This is a genomic window from Arthrobacter sp. MDT2-16, from assembly GCF_054510925.1.
Map to the genome: position 1 here is coordinate 68,172 of NZ_JBTNDP010000007.1, position 19,310 is coordinate 87,481.

The 19,310-nt window shown below is 59.5% G+C and carries 17 protein-coding genes; 7 read left to right on the plus strand and 10 right to left on the minus strand.

The features are described 5' to 3' along the window. Positions 1-31 precede the first annotated feature (31 nt). The 5 genes from ACX80N_RS13105 to ACX80N_RS13125 are packed head-to-tail and all read right to left on the minus strand — an operon-like array spanning position 32 to position 6,342. The gene (locus ACX80N_RS13105) at positions 32-1,465 is read right to left on the minus strand and encodes a sugar transferase (protein WP_459339747.1); all 1,434 of its coding nucleotides are present in this window, start codon (positions 1,463-1,465) and stop codon (positions 32-34) included. A gap of 39 nt (positions 1,466-1,504) precedes the next feature. Next, positions 1,505-3,025: a tyrosine-protein kinase domain-containing protein gene (locus tag ACX80N_RS13110; RefSeq protein WP_459339748.1), complete on the minus strand. Its 1,521-nt coding sequence runs from the start codon at positions 3,023-3,025 to the stop codon at positions 1,505-1,507. Positions 3,026-3,073: 48 nt separating this feature from the next. Continuing rightward, positions 3,074-4,039, minus strand: coding sequence for a GDP-L-fucose synthase family protein (locus ACX80N_RS13115; protein ID WP_459339749.1), 966 nt, complete (start codon positions 4,037-4,039; stop codon positions 3,074-3,076). A gap of 1 nt (position 4,040) precedes the next feature. Next, a complete protein-coding gene (gene gmd / locus ACX80N_RS13120) occupies positions 4,041-5,069 on the minus strand; it encodes a GDP-mannose 4,6-dehydratase (protein ID WP_459339750.1) in 1,029 nt (342 codons plus the stop codon). Continuing rightward, on the minus strand, positions 5,062-6,342 hold the full coding sequence (locus ACX80N_RS13125) for a glycosyltransferase family 4 protein (protein ID WP_459339751.1): 1,281 nt from the start codon (positions 6,340-6,342) through the stop codon (positions 5,062-5,064). Before ACX80N_RS13125 ends, gmd begins: the two co-directional genes overlap by 8 nt. A 184-nt stretch (positions 6,343-6,526) precedes the next feature. On the opposite strand from ACX80N_RS13125, the gene ACX80N_RS13130 reads away from it, so the two are divergent. From ACX80N_RS13130 to ACX80N_RS13150, 5 genes are all read left to right on the plus strand, one after another. After that, positions 6,527-7,696, plus strand: coding sequence for a glycosyltransferase (locus ACX80N_RS13130; RefSeq protein WP_459339752.1), 1,170 nt, complete (start codon positions 6,527-6,529; stop codon positions 7,694-7,696). Further along, positions 7,693-8,913 (plus strand): hypothetical protein, encoded by a 1,221-nt coding sequence (locus ACX80N_RS13135; protein ID WP_459339753.1) that lies wholly within the window; start codon positions 7,693-7,695, stop codon positions 8,911-8,913. Before ACX80N_RS13130 ends, ACX80N_RS13135 begins: the two co-directional genes overlap by 4 nt. A 31-nt stretch (positions 8,914-8,944) precedes the next feature. After that, a complete protein-coding gene (locus tag ACX80N_RS13140; protein WP_459339858.1) occupies positions 8,945-9,634 on the plus strand; it encodes a glycosyltransferase in 690 nt (229 codons plus the stop codon). 328 nt (positions 9,635-9,962) lie between these two features. Further along, positions 9,963-10,181 (plus strand): serine O-acetyltransferase, encoded by a 219-nt coding sequence (locus tag ACX80N_RS13145; RefSeq protein ID WP_459339859.1) that lies wholly within the window; start codon positions 9,963-9,965, stop codon positions 10,179-10,181. A gap of 95 nt (positions 10,182-10,276) precedes the next feature. Then, positions 10,277-11,578: an oligosaccharide flippase family protein gene (locus ACX80N_RS13150; RefSeq protein WP_459339860.1), complete on the plus strand. Its 1,302-nt coding sequence runs from the start codon at positions 10,277-10,279 to the stop codon at positions 11,576-11,578. On the opposite strand, the gene ACX80N_RS13155 is transcribed toward ACX80N_RS13150, so the two are convergent. The 3 genes from ACX80N_RS13155 to ACX80N_RS13165 form a co-directional block, all read right to left on the minus strand. After that, complete coding sequence (locus tag ACX80N_RS13155) at positions 11,575-12,726, minus strand: acyltransferase family protein (RefSeq protein ID WP_459339754.1); 1,152 nt, start codon at positions 12,724-12,726, stop codon at positions 11,575-11,577. The genes ACX80N_RS13150 and ACX80N_RS13155 overlap by 4 nt on opposite strands. Then, positions 12,727-13,734 carry a polysaccharide pyruvyl transferase family protein gene (locus ACX80N_RS13160; protein ID WP_459339755.1) on the minus strand — a complete coding sequence of 336 codons (1,008 nt, stop codon included), beginning with the start codon at positions 13,732-13,734 and terminating at the stop codon, positions 12,727-12,729. A 582-nt stretch (positions 13,735-14,316) separates the two neighbouring features. Continuing rightward, positions 14,317-14,910, minus strand: a complete 594-nt coding sequence (locus tag ACX80N_RS13165) for an arsenate reductase/protein-tyrosine-phosphatase family protein (RefSeq protein WP_459339756.1) — start codon at positions 14,908-14,910, stop codon at positions 14,317-14,319. 1,146 nt (positions 14,911-16,056) lie between these two features. Here ACX80N_RS13165 and ACX80N_RS13170 point away from each other — a divergent pair. Together ACX80N_RS13170 and pth are read left to right on the plus strand one after the other, a co-directional pair. Next, entirely contained in the window at positions 16,057-16,707 is a 651-nt protein-coding gene (locus ACX80N_RS13170; RefSeq protein WP_459339757.1) for a 50S ribosomal protein L25/general stress protein Ctc, read from the plus strand. A gap of 9 nt (positions 16,708-16,716) precedes the next feature. After that, a complete protein-coding gene (gene pth, locus ACX80N_RS13175) occupies positions 16,717-17,301 on the plus strand; it encodes an aminoacyl-tRNA hydrolase (protein ID WP_459339758.1) in 585 nt (194 codons plus the stop codon). A gap of 90 nt (positions 17,302-17,391) precedes the next feature. On the opposite strand, the gene ACX80N_RS13180 is transcribed toward pth, so the two are convergent. After that, positions 17,392-17,772, minus strand: a complete 381-nt coding sequence (locus ACX80N_RS13180; RefSeq protein ID WP_459339759.1) for a VanZ family protein — start codon at positions 17,770-17,772, stop codon at positions 17,392-17,394. A 157-nt stretch (positions 17,773-17,929) separates the two neighbouring features. Then, positions 17,930-19,243 carry a UDP-glucose dehydrogenase family protein gene (locus ACX80N_RS13185; protein WP_459339760.1) on the minus strand — a complete coding sequence of 438 codons (1,314 nt, stop codon included), beginning with the start codon at positions 19,241-19,243 and terminating at the stop codon, positions 17,930-17,932. Positions 19,244-19,310 lie beyond the last annotated feature (67 nt).

Here is a 19,310-nt window from a genome sequence, read left to right on the forward strand (position 1 = left end):
CCCGAACAGAGGCGCGGATGAAAGCTGAAGGTCAGACAGCGCCGTGACTTGCGAAAACTGCCTTGAACGTCTTGAGAAGGATGACGATGTCCTGCATCAGCGACCAGTTCTCCACGTAATAGAGATCCAGCTTGATGGACTCCTCCCACGTGAGGTTTGAACGGCCGCTCACCTGCCAGAGACCGCTCATGCCGGGGCTGACGTAGAGGCGCCGATGGGCAGCGTCGTCGTACAGTGCCACTTCCCCGGCGCGCTGCGGTCGCGGACCCACGAGGCTCATGCTGCCGCGCAGAACGTTGAAGAGCTGGGGAAGTTCATCGAGCGAGTACTTGCGCAGCACCTTGCCCACGCTCGTGATCCGTGGGTCGTCCTTCACCTTGAACAGGGGCTTGTCCGCGCTTCCCTGCGATGCGAGGAGCGAGGCGAGCTGCGCGTCGGCGTCCTGCTTCATGGAACGGAACTTGAACATCCTGAAGGTCGTGCCCCCTACGCCGATGCGTTCCTGGGTGTAGAGAACGGGGCCGGGGCTGGTCAGCTTGACCAGGACGGCGAGGACGAGAAGCGCGGGGGAGAGGGCGATCAGCAGTGCAGCACTTCCGGTGATGTCGAAGAGGCGCTTGAGAACGCGCGATCCGCCCGTCAGCTTGGGTGTCGATACATGAACGAGCGGCAGCCCGGCTACAGGCTGGGTGTGGATTCGTGGGCCAGCGACGTCAGTCAGCGCGGGGGCCAGTATCAGACGCGTCTCGCGGGCAGCAAGCGCCCAGCCGAGTCGGCGCAGGACCTCCGGGTCGAGGTTCGACCCCGCGGAGACGGCGACGGAATCAGCGCTGGACGCTTCAATGGCATCGAGGATCGAGTTGACATCCGAGCCCGCTCCCACGACCGGCAATTCAGGGTTTGTACGCAGAAGCCCACTGTGGTCGCTTGTTATATACGCCCCAACGGGCTTGTAGCCCGCTAGGGGGTTCCTGCGGAGTGACGTGGCAAGGTGGTCGACAGCAGGAGCGCCTCCCACAATAAGGATCTGGGACGTGCTCTTGCCGTGGCGACGTTCCGTACTGAGGATCTGGCGGACCATCCACCGTGCCACCAGGAGACCGATCACGCCCGCGGGAAGCGCGAGCCCCACGTAACCGCGGGCTGTGTCGTACCGGAATGCGTAGGAGAGGATTGCGATCAGGCCGAACAACCAGAGGGAGGCGGAGAAGACCCGCTTGTACTCCTCGGCACCGGATCCGAGTACACGCGGGCTCCGGGAGTCCCAAGCCCCTAACATGATCCACCAGATAATGCTGAGCACCAGGGTGAACAGGGCATATGTCCGCAGCGATTCAGTGCCCGTGTCGTCGGCCAGCCCGAATCGAATCAGGAAAGCGCCGGCTGTGGCCCAGAGCACCACGATGGCGTCGATGATCGAGAGGCGCCTAGGGTAGCGCCTCATCCAGGTGAGAGGTCGTCCCACGCTCTGCTCCTTCCCCATGACGGGAGCGTTGCGCAGCATCTACTCGTGTGCCGGACGGCGTGTCGATGGCGGTTGCAGGCCGAGCACTTCGTCGAACGATTTCTTCAGCCGGTTCGCAACCGGGACTGGGGCCGGAGAATCACTCTCCGCGAGATGCGTTTCGGGATGGGACTCGTAGGAGTAGTAACTGTACGAGTAGGCGTCGGGGCCCTTCGTCGGCAACAAGTTGATGACGACGCCGAGCAAATCCGCGTTCACCATGCTCAGATTCCCCAAGGACTTCTGCAGATCGGGGAGCTTCACTTTGGACGACCCGATCACGAGGACCACTCCGCCAACCTGCTGGGCAAGCACTGCTGCGTCTGTAACGGGCAGGAGCGGAGGAGCATCGATGATGACGGCATCGAACTTCTGCTCGAGCCGGGTAATCAACTGCTTCATAGCGTCGGACCCGAGCAGCTCACTGGGGTTCGGCGGGATTTGCCCCGCGGTCAGGATGTACAGTTCGTCGGTGCCCCACGGCTGCAGAAGGTCCTCGACATCGGCCCGGCCGATCAACGCGGTGGTGAGGCCTGCGTTGCGTTCCAGGCCGAGGTACTCATCCACGCGAGGTCGTCGAAGATCGGCGTCCACGAGCACAACCGACTGACCGGACTGAGCAATGGCGATGGCGAGGTTCGTGGCCGTGGTGCTCTTGCCTTCACCGGGAAGGGAAGACGTGACGAGCACAGCCTTGGACTTGTGGCTGACTTGGGCGAACTGCAGATTCGTCCGTATCTGCCGGAAGGACTCGGCGCGTGGGCTCTGGCCCGGCACCTGCGTGAGGAGAGGCTTCTTCTGCGCGTCCATGTCGAACGAAATGCCTCCGAGCATCGGCGTGTCGGAGACCCGGCGCAGATCTGCCTCCCCGCGTACGCGGGTATCCAGTGTGCTGCGGAGGACGGCGGTGCCGACGCCGAGCGCGAGGCCGACGAGCAGGCCGAGCGCCAGGTTCAGTTTCGTGTTCGGAGCGGAAGGTTGGGATGGTGCAGTCGCAGGGGTGATGACGGTGAGGTTGACGGGCGATCCGCCGCCGTCTTCGGTGCTCTCCAGTCCGTCGACGGACTGCACGAGGCTCTCCGCCGTGGCTTGGGCGATCGCTGCGGCCTGTACGGGTGAGCTGTCATCGACGGCGATCGTGATGATCACGGTGTTCAGGTCCGCGGTGGCCGTAACCTTGCTTGCGAGCTCACCCGGAGGGATATCGAGACCGAGCGAATCGACCACAGGCTGCAGGACGATCGGCTCGGTCACCGTCTCCACGTAGGACTGCACGCGCGCCTGCGTGAAGGTGTTGCCCTGCTGCAGCTCCTGCACGCTGCCCGAGTTCTGCGTCGCCACGAAAAGCTTTGTCTGGGCGGTGTACGTGGGCCGGACGGCGAAAGACGCCACGGCTCCGATAAGCAACCCGACGATGGCACACACGGTGATCAGCAGCCAGTTACGCCGCAGGATCCGAAGGTAATCGCTCAGCTCCAAAGGAGACCTCTCTAGATGCTTATTCAATGCCGTGTACGCCATGAACTCAGGTGGCGGGGCCCGGAGATGGGCGAAGAGTCCGTGCCGAGTCTAGCTACGCACCTCGGCGCGATGTGAGCGGTACCACTCCACCGTGTCGCGGACGCCATCGGCGAGTGAGATGCCGGCAGTCCAGCCGGCGTCCGTGAGCTTGGAGACGTCGAGCAGCTTCTGCGGGGTGCCGTCCGGCTTCGTGGTGTCCCACTCAATGGCGCCGTCATAACCCACGGCCTCGGCCACAATGCCCGCGAGCTCCTTGATGGTGACGTCGCTGCCGGTGCCCACGTTGACCTGCTCGGGGCCGTCGTAGTGCTCGAGCAGGTGAAGGCACGCCGCTGCCATGTCGTCTACGTGCAGGAACTCGCGCCGCGGGGACCCCGTGCCCCAGTTCATCACAGTGCGGATGCCATCGCGCACGGCTTCGTCGTACCGGCGGATGAGTGCGGGGAGGACGTGCGAGCCCTGGGGCGAGAAGTTGTCACCCGGGCCGTAGAGGTTGGTGGGCATCGCCGAGATCCAGGGGAGTCCGTCCTGCCGACGGACGGACTGTACGTGCATGATGCCGGCGATTTTCGCGATCGCGTAGGCGTCGTTCGTAGGCTCCAGGTGACCGGTGAGCAGCGAATCCTCACGGATGGGCTGTGGTGCGAGCTTCGGGTAGATGCAGGACGATCCGAGGAAGAGGACGCGTTCCACGCCTTGTTCTCGAGCGGCATCGAGCACGTTGACCTGAATCTGGAGGTTCTCGGTAAGGAAGTCCACGGGGTACGTGTTGTTGGCCATGATGCCGCCCACCTTCGCGGCAGCAAGCACCACGTAGCGGGGCTTGACCCGGGCCAGGTAGGCGAAGACTGCCGACCGGTCCTTGAGGTCGAGCTCAGAGGACGACTGGCCGTGGAGGTTGGTGAAGCCCTCTGCTTCGAGCTTGCGCCAGATCGCGGAGCCGACGAGCCCGCGGTGGCCGGCTACATAGAAGGGGGCATCCCTCTCAAGCGGGCCGGGGGTGAAGGCGGTCACCTCAAGCCTTCCAGCAGTCGAGGTCGACGGTGTCGATCCAATTGCGTCCGGCGTGCTTCAGCGACTCGATGTCGGCGTCAACCATCAGTCGTGCAAGGTCGGGGGTGTGGATGGTGGCCTTCCAGCCGAGCTTCGTCTCAGCTTTCGACGCATCACCCACAAGGGCGTCGACCTCTGTGGGACGGAGGTAGCGTTCGTCGAATTTGACGTGCTCCTCCCAGTTAAGGCCCGCATGCTCGAAGGCAATCCGGAGGAAGTCCTTCACGGTGTAGTTGCCGCCGGTCGCGAGCACGAAGTCCTCGGGTTCGTCAGCCTGCAGCATGCGCCACATGCCTTCGACGTACTCAGCGGCGTAACCCCAGTCCCGCACGGCGTCGAGGTTTCCCATGTACACGTGGTCCTGCTGGCCGGCCTTAATTGCGGCGACTGCGCGGGTGATCTTCCGCGTCACGAAGGTCTCCCCACGGCGAGGGGACTCGTGATTGAAGAGGATTCCGTTCACCGCGTACATGCCATACGCCTCGCGGTAGTTCTTGGTGATCCAGTAGCTGTAGACCTTCGCGGCACCGTAGGGAGAGCGCGGATAGAAGGGGGTGTCCTCGTTCTGGGGAGGGGGAGTGGCGCCAAACATCTCCGACGAGGACGCCTGGTAGAACTTCGTCTCAATCCCGGCCAGGCGGACCGCTTCCAGCAGACGAACGGTGCCCATCCCGGTGGTGTCCGCAGTGTGCTCAGGCTCATCGAACGAGACGCGCACGTGGGACTGAGCGGCGAGGTTGTACACCTCGTCGGGTCTGATGTCGGCCAGCAGAGTTACCAAGCGCGAGCCGTCACTGAGGTCCCCATAGTGCAAGAACAACTTGGCGGACGGATCGTGCGGGTCTACGTATAGGTGGTCGACGCGCGATGTGTTGAAGGTGGAGGCCCGGCGGATTAGGCCGTGGACCTCATAGCCCTTCCGCAGCAGGAGTTCGGCGAGATAAGAGCCGTCCTGGCCCGTGATTCCGGTGATGAGCGCGCGCTTAGGCATGATTTTCCCCAGACTTTCTCTGCCACAATCCCGGTTGAGAGCCGGCCGCTAGGTGCGTGAGATACCGATCATACTTGCCAACTGCATGGTCTTCGGACAACGTAGCCTCCACGAAGCGGCGGCCGTTCTCCGCGTACAAGCGACTCTGGTCTTTGTTCGCTGCCAGTATCTCTGCGCCGCGCACCAGCTCCGCCGGGTTCCCCGCGTCGACTCGCAAGCCGGCCTGCGCGGTCTCGATTTCCTCAGCCGTGATGCTTCCGGCATCGGTAGCCGCGAGCACTGGCACCCCTGAGCTGAAATATGAGGTCAATTTGCTGGGGACCGACATTTCTTTCACGCCAGGCAGCTCGTTCACTAGAAGAACGTCAGCCGCAGCAATGGCTTCCTGGAAGCGGACGCCAGGGAGTGAGTCAAGAAAGCGTATGGTCGATACACCTTGAGCGAGATGTTCCAGCCTTGTCCGCTGGTTGCCGTCACCCAGAAGGACAAACCGAAGGCGTAGTGCATTTTGTTCCGCGATGCGTGCTGCTTCCACGACGTTCTCGAGGCCCTGTTTAGCGCCCATATTTCCTGCATGAAGTACGATCACATCATCGGCCTCCCAACCGAATGAGGCGCGGGTTGTAAAGCGGTCCGCGAGCACGAATGGATCAAGATGCGTCCAATTGCGGATGACGTCAACCTGCTTGTCGCTTACCCCAAGCCGAGATGTGACATAGGCGTGGAAGCGGTCATGGATTACAACTACTCCATCGGCCGAACGAAGAATCCGGGATTCGATCCATTTCATGAATCGAGCGCCAAGCGAGCCTGAAGTATTTGTCTCAGCAATGCCTAGGCTGTAAAGGTCTTGAACCCATATGACAACGGGAACCTTCTTGCGGGACAAGCGGGCGCGCAAGAGCGCAATACCAGTAGCGAAAAGTGCGGGACTTACTAAGATGACAGCTCGGGGCGAGCGCCAGCGCGTGAGTGCTACCCGAAGACCGAACGACAGCTCCATGAGAAGCCGTGCCAAGCCACTCGGTTTAGTGGGTATGTAGTGATTGAGCCGTAGGACCGGAACATTATTGATGACTTCATTGCGAGTCCAGCCGCAGTAGCCTGCGTGGCGCTTCCACTCTGGATAGTGCGGGTAGCCAGTCACCACACTGACCCCGTAATTTCTAGCCACCAATCCGCTTGCTAGACCGGATGTATAGGGAGCATTGCCTGAAGGTTCAGGACTGAAATGCATGCCAATGATCAGCACGTCAACCTTCGAAGAGACCATCTGGGGAGCGTAGCAGGAGCGCTAGTTTCCTGCCCGTTCGCCCCGCCGCCGCTCGTAAGTTACGCGGCGCCACTACACCTCGGGGAAAACACCCTATGATCTTCGCGGGGGTGCAACCGGCAGCTTCATTCGCTCAGCATCAAGCGGTGCGCGGTCTCGAGGTCTCATGCAACAAGTTCTACAAGTGAGCGCCAAGCTCTCGGAAGGTGGCGCGGCAGGGGTCGCGCGGACCCTTGCAGATGAGCTGCGACGGGTGGGCGTCAGGAGTCCGTTCGCCTACGGCTATGGACGCCGCGGAAAAGCCTCACAACTAGAGGAGGAGTACGCCGGGCTGCAGATTACCCCGGGTCCAATTGCGGCTTTGAACCGCACCAGCTACGGAGTTCTGGGCGCGGAGACGAAGCTCAGAAGCTCCCGCAGGTGGGAAGAATTGACACACGCCGTCGCCGCGTCGGACATAGTGCACCTACACGTCATTCACAGCTACTTCGCTGACACAGAGCAGCTATTCTCCCTGCTGAAGCGAGCAGGAAAGCCTGTAGTTTGGACGCTGCATGATCAGTGGGCGATGACGGGGCGTTGCGCGCAGCCAGCTAGCTGTCAGCTGTGGAGGATGGGGTGTAGCAAGTGCCCAGACCTTGGTGCCTACCCACCCGCCAGGGTGGACCACGCCGCGCAGCGATGGATTGACCGTCGAGCACTCATTCAGGACCTCCAGGATCACTTGCCAACAGCCTTCGTAGCTTGTGCTGACTGGTTGGCGGCAGAGGCGCGAGCAGCAGGCTTCGACAACGTTCATACGATCAGGAACTCCGTCGACCGAACGTTCTGGAATGCGGCTAGCGAAGGTACGAGAGCCTCCAGTTACGAAGTGCGGAATCTGTTCATGTGCAGGGACCTACGGGACAGGAAAAAGGTTTCGATCGAAGTACTGAACTCTGTCGCAGGCATTGAGAACCAGAGCCTTACGATTATGGGTGACAATCTGCCATCGGAACTACATCCCACTCGCCATCTACCCGCGACCTCTGATCGAGCTCTCACTGCGACGACTATGCTCGAGCACGATCGGCTCATTTTCACCTCCGACGTTGATTACTATCCTCTGACCATCGCTGAAGCTCTGACCGCCGGATTGGAGGTCCTTGCTGTTGACAGTTCCGCCGCCCGAGAATTCGCAAATCATCCACGCGTAGTTATTGCGTCGAGCCACACTACCCTCTGCGAACTGGCGGCGCTTCCGCTGACGGAGGGAATTTCCCATTCCGGCAACCCAGGCCCATTCGCTCCAACCAGGATGGTAGAGGAATATTTGAGGATTTACCGGAGCCTACTCGCAGAGGCCTCTGGATGATGACGGCCAGCGCGGGGCCGCTGCTGTTCTGCCTCCTTGTATTTCAGCACTTCAGACTCGTCCACGTCGGGTCATACGAATTGACGCTGGGCACTGTCGCAGGATTGTTCTTGCTTCTCGTTCTGGTGCGGCGAACAACCTACGCTGCGACAAGCGCGGCTTGGAGCCTGATCATTGTTCTATCTGGCTTAGCTGCCCTGTCTTCAGGCTATTCCTCCGGATCTGCGTATGTCTCGACCTTGATGCTTTTCCTGTTGACCTCGGCCGTGATATGTTCTGGTTTTGGCAGTATTCGCTCCGAAGTCATTCACAGTCGGAACTTCAAAAATTGGGCGCTGGTGACGCTGCTTTTGATCGTCGCCCTTTCTGTGGCTCAGGTAACATTTGCCAAGACGGGCAGTTCTACGTTCTACAATGTTTTCGGCTCGCGGCAGTACTTCCATTCTTACAACCATTTGGTCGGCCTCGTAGAATTCCCAAGAGCTCAAGGGTTCTACCTGGAGCCATCGTATAACGCATTTGTGATTGGGTCGCTGGGGATGCTTCTCATCGTCCTGAAGCATCGAATGAAGATAGCCTACATCCTAGTCTTGACCGGCCTACTTGTGACTCAATCCGCAACAGCTTTGATTCTCCTAGTGGCAATCGTTTCTATATACCTCGTCAGATCCCGAGGCTTGGTCCGAGTAGTAGCGGTGCTCGCCGTCGTCGTAGTACTCTTATTTTCGGGCTCGTACCTATTGCTGCGCCTGAGCACTATAGGGACTGAAGGATCAAGCGCCAACTATCGGCTCTTGGCACCCCTGCAGGTGCTGATTGATGTACTGAGCGAACATCCTCTCGGAAGACCCCTTGGATCAGTTCAAGAAACAATTGCAACCTATGATTTGTTCATGGCCGGCGTGTCTGCTACATCGCTCGATAACGGCTATTATATCTTCGTCTACTACTTCGGCTGGATTGGAATGGCTGCGGTTCTCATTGCATTTGTCCACACAGCCGTGAGCGTTTTCAAATCTGGAGACCGATTGGATGAGACCTGGGTGGCTAAAGTTTGGTTGTTTGGCTCCTTCGCATTCTCAGGCGCGGTAATGGCGCCCGAATTCGGCTTGACCATTGCCCTTTTGATCATCGCAATTCGGAATAACAGGATGGTAGATACCACTGGAAAACCCACGCAATCCACTGCTGTCAATAATCACAGTAACATTCAATGACTTCGGTGGCCTTAATCGAACTTTAGCGTCTATAAAGGACTTGGTGGACGTTTTTGGTAAAGATGTGCAGGTCTTAGTAGTCGATGGCGGACGTTTGAGCCTGCAAGAGCTCGATAATCTAAGCAATGACTTTCCCTGGGCGGACATTGTGTCAGAACCCGACGACGGTATCTATGACGGGATGAATAAAGGAATAAGTCGATCGCTTGGTGATTTTCTGTGGTTCCTCAATGGCGGCGACGAGTGCTCGACTGACGACTTCGGACAACTAACTAGTTGCTTGTCGGAGAACCGCGGTAGGCTGATCTTTGCTGGATTCTATCTAGATGCCGCTGGGAAGCTTATCCCGCGTCGGCCAAGACCTACCTCCTATATCAGGCACGGACTACCCACCTCGCATCAAGCGATCTTTTACCCTGGAGATTTGGCGAGGGCAACTGAATACAACGACCACTTCCGGGTTTCGGCCGACTATGACTTCACTGCGCGTCTCATGAATTCTGGAGTTGATGTTGCCTACCTAGACAGCTTTGTCGCAAAGTTCGAGCTTGGGGGGCTCTCGGAAAAAGACTCAAACAAAATAGCCTTGGAGGCCGCTGAAGTACAGAGAACCGTTCTCAAACTGGGCCGGCTTCTGCGTCTGCGCAGTCGCCTTCGGCACCGTGTCAGCCGTTCACTTCGGTCGATACTCGCTACTTACGTCGGTCTGAAAGGGCGTTGACGGGTGTGAAGCCCGCCCTGCCAAGAGTACAAGGGAAGACACAATGAGTGACTGGCAAGAAGACCTACAGCGGTACGAGCGCCGAGCTTGGCTAACGCAACCGTCAATCTGGGCAGTGGCGGTGTATCGATTCGGTCGGAAGATCGACCATTTACCCGCTTTTGTTCGAAGGCCAGCGCACGCAGCTTATTTTCTTCTTTACTCGGTGGTGCGCTTGGTCACTGGTATCGACATACCTAGAGGCGCCGACATCGGCGGGGGTCTGCTGATACATCACTTCGGGGGGGTCATAATTCACCCGAAGGCCGTTATTGGGACACACGCTACGATGAGACACGGAGTGACCATTGGAGCCCGTGATGCTTCGGGGCCTCCAGTTTTAGGCGATAATGTCATCCTCGGAGCCTATGCGCAGGTACTTGGCGCGATTAGCGTTGGGTCAAACTGCAAGATAGGAGCGATGGCGGTGGTTGTGAAGGACGTCCCTAGCGGATCAAGCGTCGTCGGCAACCCAGGTCGCGTTATCCCAGACGTGTCGAGAGCGTGAGGCGTTTTTTTAGCCGCGGCGCGCGAGCATGGGTGATCCTGGCACAGGCTATCGTCGCCCTGTCGGGGTTGTCAGCCGCAACTGCGATCGCGCGTATGCTCGGACCATCCGAATTTGGCCTTTATTTTACAGCGCTTACCGTCGCTGCGATAGTTGGTATCGTCCTCGACTCGTGTGTAGCGCAAGCCATTCTTACGAAGACTCCCGGCCACCTTGATCACTGGAGATCGTGGCGTCGGAACTCGTTATACATCTCAGCGGGCGGGGCAGCTACTGCTGCGGTGGTAGCAACAACTCTAATCGATTCGCCCGATCTGCTCTTCGCGTGTTGGCTACTGGCTTGCTCTATTCCTCTGACAGTCGCAAGTATGGTTCCGCGGGCGTTCCTTCTAGGATCTGGGGAGTTAAGGGTTGTTGCAGCCACGGACGCGTTTGCTGCCGTTGCCGCCAACACAGGCGCTGTCCTCTTGGTGTCGGGCACTCACAGCATTGCTGCGGCGGCATCAAGTTCGGTGCTCCTGGCAGCACTGCGGCTAGTTCTGCTTCAGTATGCCTTCGCGCCCGCTTTGCCGACGAAAGGCGACGAGCGGACCTCGAAGGTTGACGGCGCGTGGTCCCGTTACTGGAAGCAAATTAGCGGGACGTACCAAAGCCAACTCTTCAACTTTCTGTCCAGAACGGCCGATAATTTGTTGATCAGTGTAATCTTGGGTCCCACTAGTCTCGCCCAGTACTCCCGAGCATTCTCGTTCGCCATTGGCCCGGTGCAACAAGCTCAAATGGCCCTCACCCCCACGGCAATTCGAGACTTTGCAGAGAGCAAGATCGACGAAGGGGCACGAGTCCGCAACATATCGAGCCGGACAATTAGTGCACTGCTTCCGGGTACCGTGATGATCTCTGTCATCGGCCCGACTTTGGTCCCGACATTGCTAGGTCCCGGATGGGAACCAGCAGGCGAGCTCATGTTGCTGTCCGTCGGCCTAGCGGTGTCATCAATCCTTTCAATGCCGGCTCGCTGGCTGCTCGTTGCGAGAAGGGATAATAGAAGGCTTCGCATTGACTCATATTTGCAACTCGCGCTGTTGGCCTCAGTTGGTTTGGGTGCAGCGGTGGGAGGGTTGTCGGCCGCAATGATAGCCAGTTCGTGTTTCGTGGCTCCGATTTCTACTGTAATCCTGTGGTGGAACACCGGGCCAGACATATTTCGAATGTTTGTCAGAAAACTAATCCCGGTGTGCGCCTACGTGCTCGTAGCAGTGGCCGCGAACGCGGCGCTGGTTCTCTGGATTGGACCTGGCGGTTTTTGGTCTGTTATTTGGGCTCTAGTGATGGCTGGAATGATCTCCTGCGTGTCTATAGTGCTGGTAGAAAAATCTATTCGGTTACGAACCTAGGCTGTCGTCCGAACTGAAATTTGGTGCGTTGTCATGAACCGGCGCTCGATAAGTCGATAGAATACTTCGCCGAACAGCAGAGCTGCGGGCAGTACAACTAGGAACATTAGCAAGACATGAATGCCTGGATTGATTGACGTATTGAGGAGTAGCAAATTTCCAGTGGCGAATATTGGACTGTGCGTCAGGTAGATACTGTATGAGCGACTGCCAAGGTACATGAGACATTTCGTCTTCAGCATGGCGGTAAAGCGATTGGCCTGTCCGTTGAGGGCGTCTCTGCAGCCCCATGCAATTGCTCCCGCGGTCAGCATCCCGAAAAGTATTTCTGACAGGGCAATCTCGCTTGTGAACTTCTCGTGAAACAATGCGAGTGCCATAGTTACGACGCCAGCCGTGAGGATAACCGACGGCTTGAGTAGTGGAGCTTTGACTGCGCCAGTGGCTATCTGCGAGGCCAGCATTCCCGCAGCAAACAGCAGAATGAGCCATGGGTGGGCCCATGTTGCGAAGTCGATCACTGTAAAACTGAGGCTCAACAAACCGAGTAGTCCCACGATGACAAAGGAATTTATCCGCCTCCAAAGAGGTAAGAGCACCAAAGGCATAATGAGATACAAATGGAGTTCAACCGCCACGCTCCATAGGGGGCCGTTTATTTGACTAACCCAAGCAGGGCTGAGGTCATGCAGAAGTAGAAGATGCGAGCTAATACCGCTCGGCGTTACCGGTATTTTTGTGTCCCAGGCAGTATTAGAAGGGCTTTGAAGTGCCGGAACTGCCCAGATGAGGCCAATGCTTAGAATCAATGCCGCATAATACGGGGGCAGGATCCGTCGCGCTCTCCGTTTGTAGAACTCTAGGGTACCTCGCGGGAGATCAAGGGTGTGGCTTCTGGCCATCGGATACATCAGTACGAAACCTGACACAACTATGAAGACGGCCACGCCGAGGTATCCATATTTCGTCAGGGCCACCAATGCGCCGTACTGATCCCTGTCGCTCGACGTTCCCGTATATATAGCGAGGTGGAAAACGACCACGCTCAGAACCGCGGCGCCGCGTATTCCGTCAAGGAAGCTGGTGTCAGAAATGTGGGCCCTAGAAGAAGGCCACGGTAGTGTGCTGTCGGTTGGCCTTCTCTTCACCTACACGGCCGCATCGTTGGCTCGTGCTGACCCTGGTTCGGATCCTCGGTCGAACTGGTTTAGCCAGGAGCGGATGGCTTGTTCCGGAAGCCTGATCGGGTAGGAGCGTCGTTCCGCGAGTGCGTCAGAGATTGCCGCTCGATCCCCGCGCTGGTAGACCGGCAGCCCGGTATCCCGGCTGATCTCTGTTGCTCGGTTGTCCACCGCCACGATGAGTCCCCACTGGCCCTCCTGGAAGGCTCGGACGCCACCATGAAGCCTTGTGCCGACGTAATCGATTACTCGCGACTTTATGAGCGCCTCATAAGCCGATAGTGTCGGCGACAGCAGTTTGAAGTCGCCGGAGAGTTGCTTGGCATAGGTTTCATCTCGGGTTGATTGTGGCCAGACATAGACCTCTTCATAGTGATCACGGGCCGAGTCGATTAGCCATTGATCCTCAACAAGGTTTTTGTTGTAATCAGTTAGAGTAACGACGCAGCATGCAGGACGTTGCGAGTCCGGTGAAACGGCTTTGAGGCCCCACAGAGTTGGGCAAGAGGTGTTGGCCACGCGAAATCCTAATCCCGCCAGTTTTGTCTTTGTATATTCGTCCCGGACTGAGTGGACCATGGTGGGAGAGAGGACCTGACGCAGAATTCTTCTCGTAAAATAGTTTGGATCTTTTTGGTATTGCCACCAGCCGACGCCCATTAGCACGACCTTGCCGTTCAAGGCCTTAGCGCTGCGGGGATCAATTTTCCACTGTCTATACCAAGGCATGTTGGAAGAGAGTAAATTGGTTCCCCCGACCAGTGCGAGGGAGTGCTTTCTTGCTATCTTATTTTGCGCCCTAGTGAGGGCGACTTGAGTCGGAAGGGATTCGGTGACCTCTAGAGTAGGCGGAAGGCGCCTTAAGATGCTTTGTCGTATTATCGAATCTCCGATATTTTCTGATTTTACAGAAGGGTCTAGAAGTATTGCTTTCATCTCTGCTTCTTCTCTTTCGGCTTTAAAATCGTGGGCCAAGGACGCTGGAGGGGAGAGGGCCGAACCGCATGCCGCTTGGGACGCTGCCTGAGACTACAGCGCCCGGCGTGATTAGGGCATTTGACTCGATCACTGAGCCGCCAAGGATGATGGCTTGTGAAGTGATCCAAACACCGTCGTGAATCGAAATAGGCCTCGATACTAGTCCCATGTCAGTTCGGTGGGAGTGGCTTCCCGTGGTTAGAAAACTTGCCTGAGAGATCACAGCGTCATTGCCTATCAGAATTTTGTTTTGGTTGTGAAACCAAACGCTATCGCCAATCCAGCAGTCGTCGCCAATCTCGAGGTTCCAAGGGAAAAGTACGCGTGTGCGCGGGCGAAAGATAACCCCTTTCCCGATTTTGGCGCCGAACGCCCGCAAGGCCGCAACCCTGACTCGACTACTGATTTGTACGGGATTGGTAATAAAAACTAGTTCTACTATCGCCCACAGATAAATGACTAGTTTAGGCCGGGACCACGAGACTCTTTCTCCGGGCGCTAGTTTGAGCGGGATGATTCGTCGTGGGTTTGCTTCCAACTTGAGACCTTCTTTGTTCAATGCCATTATCACTAGGGAGGTTAGAACTGTGAGACGATTCTGTCTACGGCGGGTGCTATGAGTCGTGCCGCATCTTGATAGACGGAATCCTTCCTTCGGTAAGGATCCGCGACATCGTCTTCGGTGCCGTCGCCGTTGGGCGCAACCCGAAGGCGCATCAGTCGCGTGTTTATGCCGAGCCATTCATTGTGTCCAGTTGGCGCCTTTCCCAGGTCTGCAGTCGAGATGAGTCTTGCATATTCCAGCAATGTGAAAGTTTTGCGCAACATAGCGGGTGCCATCTCTACCACTTTTTTACGGTGGTCCCGGGTTAGGGCAAGGACTAGGTCTTGGCGCGCGAGGACTTCTGGCGTTAGTTGTTTGGCGGAGAAGTTTTCTGCCGTGCCGCCAAGTAGTCGGATGTAGCCGGCAACTCGCGGATCGATGGGTTCACCAACGAGAGCACCGGTGCCCGCGCTCTCGACTACGATCTGTCCTGGCCGTCGCTCGTCGAGCCCGGCTTGGAGAAGGCGTTCCGCAAGTGGGGACCGACAGATGTTGCCAGTACATACCGTGAGGATGCGTAATGGGTGGGTGTCGGGCGTCGCCCGAGCATCAGTTGCCGTGGTGCCCATTGGTTTGCCAATTCTGTCGAAGTTCCCGTTGGCTGTCCGCCATGCCTCGGAGCTCACTATATGGCGCCGATGGAGGATGTTCTTCGATCACACGAATCAGCGGCATGTTGCTGGGTCAACTAGCTGTGTTCGTCTGATTCCCGAAGTTTGGTACATCAGGGATGGCATCGGCCTTACTGAGATCTATGTCGAACGACTTGCTGCAGGTTCATGTGTGCTCGTCGGCAGGTGGAGTGGTGCGGAACTCCTCTGGTTGACGACGGGACTACAGATTCGTGGACCGAGTACGCGACAGCTCTCCAGTCGCGATCGTTCGTATCCGGCCTGTATTGGCTGGATGTGCTCAAGGCCGTGTTCGCGGTGGTACTCATGGCGCTTGGACATAGAACGATCTCCGGCGCTCATGGGGCGAGTCGCTATTTTGGTGAGCGCTAACAGTGCCAGCGCCGCTGAATGTAGGGCAGGTCCAATTACTGTTGCGCTGCGGCCTCTCGCGCTTCGAACGAGGAAGCGCGCAGAACCCTGTCCATTCGATCGCTGCGCATCGGGGGCTCAGATGGATATAGAAGTCTGCCGCAGTGATAGCTTGAATCTTAGGCGCGCCCGAGGCAGAGAGCCTGGACAAGGGCTCACGCTAGTACGGTGCCGATCAGCGCCCAAAAGTGTTTACAGGCGGGTCGTGTGGCATTCTGACCCGTTGCGGCAGCAAGACCGCCAGAGCGCATTCGATGAGCAGCGAAGGTCCATCCCCACCATTGGCTCGGCCCGGCATCAACGACCAGACGATGAGCGCCACTGCTAAGGGCTACGCCGCTAAATGCGCTGCGGCCACCCGCATCGAGGGCGGGGAGCGGCGCAGTTTTCACGGAAAGTCCTTCAATAATGTCAGATGGGCGACGGAGGTGGCTTTGTCAGCGCAATGCAAGCCTGTGGGTCAGCCAACCGTCGGCGCTCCTGTATCATTGAACGCGATGCCTAGGCGAGGGAGCAGGCCGGAAGAACGACTATCCGGCCGTACTCCGTGATCGACGGTGGCTAGCGACTCAACTGGTTTCTAGACGACTGCCCCACTCGTGTGTTCCCTCCGCCGGCAACGTCCCAGTGCTCACGCAAAGCGCGGCGAGCCGCAACCGTTCAGGAGAAACCATGTCCGAGCAGAGGCTCCCAGCCCACGTCCGCACCGAATTCGGCAAGGGTTCGGCCCGCCAGGCCCGCCGTGCCAACATGATCCCCGCCGTCGTCTACGGGCACGGCGCGGACCCCATCCACGTCCTGCTGCCCGCCAAGGCGACCACGCTGGCCGTCCGCACCCCGAATGCGCTGCTGACGCTCGAGATCGACGGCCAGGACCACCTGGCCCTCGTGAAGGACATCCAGCGCAACCAGCTCAAGCGCATCGTCCAGCACCTCGACCTCCTGACCGTCCGCCGCGGCGAAAAGGTCCAGGTGGACGTCGCCATCCACGTTGAAGGCGAGCCCGCCGCCGACGCCGTTCCCAACCTCGAGTCCAACACGGTCCTCGTCGAGGCCGAGGCGACGCACCTGCCCGAGACCCTCACCGTCAGCATCGAGGGCCGCGAGGTCGGACAGCACGTCCTGGCTTCCGACATCGTCCTGCCCCAGGGCGTCACCCTCCTGGTCGAGGCTGACACGCTGATCGTCAACCTGGCCGCCGAGGAAGAGCAGGACCTCGGCGAGACGCCCGAGACTGACGCCGACGTAGAGGGCACCTCCGAAGGCGCTACCGCGGAGGACGCTGACGCAGACGCCGTCGTCACCGACGCCGACGAGCAGTAAGCAGGACCGGTGTCCACTGACACCTGGCTCGTAGTCGGGCTCGGGAATCCCGGGCCCGGCTACGCGGGCAACCGTCACAACGTGGGTCAGATGGTCCTCGACCTGCTTGCCGGCCGAATGGGTGGCCGTTTCACCTCCTCGAAGGCGCAGGCCGTTACGCTCGAGGGGCGTCTGGGTATCGGCGGTCCCCGCCTGGTCCTGGCGAAGCCGCTCACCTATATGAACACCACGGGCGGTCCGGTTTCCGCGCTCGCACGCTTCCATAACGTCTTACCCGATCACGTGATCGCCGTGCACGACGAGATCGACATCCCCTTCAACACCGTGAAGCTCAAGCTCGGAGGTGGGGAGGGCGGACACAACGGCCTGCGGGACATCAGCAAAGCCCTCGGCACGAAGGACTACTACCGGGTCCGCGTCGGCGTCGGACGCCCGCCCGGACGTCAAGACACTGCGGACTTCGTGCTCAAGGATTTCGGCACGGTCGAGAAGAAAGAATTGCCGTTCCTGCTCGACGACGCCGCGGACGCCCTCGAACTCATGATCCGCGACGGCCTGTTAGCCGCGCAGCAAAAATTTCACGCCCCGGCATAGGCTTTCCGAATCCAGCGCCACACCGAATTCGCGTTGCAGTCGCAGGAACGCTGGGCTCAACATCATCGATGGTGTCCGCAGAGTCGTGCCCTAGGGCGACCGGCGATGGCATTGCACGGCAAGCAGAATCCATGCCGCAACGGCACCAACCAGCGTGCCGAGGGTGTTGGCGACAACGTCGTACGGGGTAGCAAAGCGCTGGGGGATCAGTAGGAACTGCGTGGCCTCGATGAGCGTGGAGAGGGCGAAGCCCACGGCGGGGGCCCACCAGCGCAGGCGAGGCGGAGTCAGCAGGAACCAGAACAGACCCAGCGGAACGAACATCAGGATATTGGCCGCGAACTCCAAGACGCCGTACGTGACGAATGTCGGCAGTCCTCGCTCGTGCAGGAAGTTCAGCGCTCGCCGCAGGATGTCGGCCCCGCCGCGGTCCACCGGCGTCGGCCACAGGACGATGAGCACAACCGCCACGAGCCACAATGCGCACAGCGCGCCGACAATGGATCGGGGTGGCGTGGACGGAGTCGCTGCAGTGCTCAGAATAGTCCTATCGGCTGAAGCGGCGTGAGGTACCAGTATGCGCCAGCCGGATCCACGTCGACCCATGTCCTGGTCGCCGCAGGATCACTCAGGAGCGCCCGATTCCCTTGTAGTTCCAGCCGGCTGTGCGCCAGGCACTGCTGTCAAGGACGTTGCGTCCGTCGAGGATGTTCCTGGCCCGGACCAGTCTGGCCGCGTGCTCGGGAGCGAGGCCTTTGTACTCCTCCCATTCCGTCAGCAGGAGCAGTGCGTCGGCATCGGTCATCGCTTCTTCGAGGTCTCGCTCGTAGGCCAGTTCGGGAAAGCGGACCTGAGCGCCGTCGATGGCCTGCGGGTCGGTGACCGTCACGGCGGCGCCCTGGAGTTGGAGTTGGGCGGCGATGTTGAGGGCGGGGGAGTCGCGGACGTCGTCGCTGTCGGGTTTGAACGCCGCGCCCAGCACGGTGATGCGCTTGCCCAGCAGGGAACCGCCGAGCAGGGTGCGCGTCAGTTCCACGGCCCGCATCCGTCGTCGCACATTGATGTCGTCGACCTCCCGCAAAAAGGTCAGGGCCTGATCCGCTCCGAGCTCGCCCGCGCGGGCCATGAAGGCCCGGATGTCCTTGGGCAGGCAGCCGCCGCCGAAGCCGATGCCGGCGTTGAGGAATCGACGGCCGATCCGCTCGTCCATGCCGATCGCGTCGGCCAGCACTGTGACATCAGCGCCGGTGACCTCGCAGACCTCCGCCATGGCGTTGATGAAGGAGATCTTCGTGGCCAGGAAGGAGTTCGCGGCAGCCTTCACCAGCTCGGCGGTGGCGTAGTCGGTCACCAGGCGTCGGGTACCCAGGGCCAGCGGAGCGAAGTACACCTCGTCGAGGACGGCGGTGGCCCGCTCACCGGGCCCACCGTCGGGCACCCCGTAGACGAAACGGTCCGGTGCGAGCGTGTCCTTGACCGCGAAGCCCTCGCGCAGGAACTCGGGATTCCACGCCAGCACGGCGTCCGGGTGCCGCCCGGCGAGGTCCTCGGCCAGCCGCGCAGCCGTCCCGACGGGGACCGTGGATTTGCCGACCACCACATTGCCCGGCTCGAGCGAGTCCAGCAGCGCGGCGAAGGCGCCGTCCACGTGGCGAAGGTCCGCGGCGTACTCGCCCTTGCGCTGCGGGGTGCCCACGCACAGGAAGTGCACCTCGGCGCCCTGGGCGTCGGCCATCTCGGTGCTGAACTTCAGTCGCCCGGCCGCCAGGACCTCCTCGAGGAGTTCGGGCAGGCCCGGTTCGAAGAACGGGACGCGACCGGCCTGCAACTCGCCGATCTTCCACGGGTCCACGTCGATACCGACCACCTCATGGCCCAGCTTCGCCATGCACGCGGCGTGGACCGCCCCCAGATAGCCGCAACCGATCACCGAAACGCGCACGCTGATTCCCCTTCCGAGAGCCACCCAGACGTGAGCGACTCTAGGTGGGCAGGAAGAAGTCCTGCCC